This window comes from Streptococcus sp. 3.1, from assembly GCF_016648915.1.
Lineage (GTDB): Bacteria > Bacillota > Bacilli > Lactobacillales > Streptococcaceae > Streptococcus > Streptococcus salivarius_E.
Window position 1 is genome coordinate 1 of record NZ_JACLQV010000047.1, and the last position, 1,499, is coordinate 1,499.

The following is a 1,499-nucleotide window of genomic DNA, read 5'->3' on the forward strand; positions in this document are numbered from 1 at the left end:
GGCTGCTTGCTGGAATGGCAAACTCTGTCACATCTGTGTAGCACTTTTCCATTGGTTTTGATGCTTCAAACTGGCGTTGAATGAGATTCTCTGCTTTCTTACCAACCTCTCCTTGATATGAAGAATACTTACGTTTACGACGAATTCGAGCACTTAAACCAAGAACCTTCATCAGACGTTGCACTTTCTTATGATTTACCATGAAGCCACGATTTCTCAATTCAAGAGTCATTCGACGATAGCCGTAATTTCCTTTATGCTCACAATAAATTGATTGAATTTCAGCTTTAAGCTCTTTATCTTTGTCAAATCCATCTAGTTGTTTCAACTGATAGTAGTAAGTTGAGCGAGCTAAACCAGCCGTTTCAAGAAGTAAATCTAGTCGAAATCCTCCTGTGACCATTTCTCTAATTGTCTCTGCCTTTCTCGCTGTAAGGCTTCGTCCCTGTCTTCTAGTTCTTTTAACTTTTTTAGGTAAGACACCTCGGTACGTAAGCGTTCATTCTCCTCTTGGAGTCGTTCTAGTTCTGTCATTTCTTCCCAAGTTTTCTTACGTTTACGTCCCATTTTAGGTACTCTCTCTCTTGTTTTTTCAACAATAGTATACCCATTTTTCTTGTATTGTGCTATCCAATTTTTCAACAGAGAAGGATTGGGTAGAGCATAATCTAAAGATACACTTTTTCGTGAACGACCTTTAAGCAAAACTTTATTAATTATTTCTTCCTTTAATTCGGGAGAATAGTAACGATTCTTCCCTTTTTTGACGATTTCTATTCCGTAACGTTCAATCAACCTCACCATATATTTTAGTCCAGAAACATCCACACCAAATCTTTTTGAAAGCTCTTTGAAGCTTCTCCCCTGTTTTCTCAGTATATATATCTGAATCTTGTCCTCATAAGTTAATTTCATAATAAAAACACCTCAAAAGTTAGATTTTTTCTGTCTAACTTTTGGGGTGCAGTTCATAGGCCGAAAGTGTGATCCCGTTTAAAACCGGTATTGATTTATTCTTATCAATTAAAAACTCTTTAGTTAGTTTTTTAATATCAATAGCAAGATTATTCATGGTTACATCCTTTCTAAAAGACTAGTTATACCTTCATCCCATCACATTTGCTTGAAATATACAAAGTTCTTAGTGAAACTTATATCTTATCAACTAGCAGCTTGTAGTATATGATAAATAATGAAGTGGATTGAATATGCAGAATCTCATTTAAATTATGATTTTAACTAAGTTATTTATGTCTAAAATTATCAAGACTGAGTAAACTTGCTTGAAGTCTTTCTGAACTATCACTTTCTTTTATATCCATAAGTGATAGTTTAGTTCATCAACTCAAAAATTGTTATAGTCTATGACCCAAACAGCTATAAAAAGTATTATCAATAGCTATCTTGACTACTTTTAGTATAAAGTAATCGCTTTCAAATTTCAATAAGGTTACTTTGTCATAGTTATATTCTATTATAAAATTTATTTTCTATGAGCA

The 1,499-nt window shown here is 33.4% G+C and carries 1 protein-coding gene and 1 pseudogene; both read right to left on the reverse strand.

What is annotated here, in order from left to right; translation table 11 throughout:
- Nucleotides 1-915: pseudogene (locus H7U02_RS11395) on the reverse strand (IS3 family transposase); the annotation flags it as partial.
- Nucleotides 916-949: 34 nt separating this feature from the next.
- Nucleotides 950-1,072, reverse strand: coding sequence for a hypothetical protein (locus H7U02_RS11595; protein WP_260318500.1), 123 nt, complete (start codon nt 1,070-1,072; stop codon nt 950-952).
- Nucleotides 1,073-1,499: the final 427 nt, after the last annotated feature.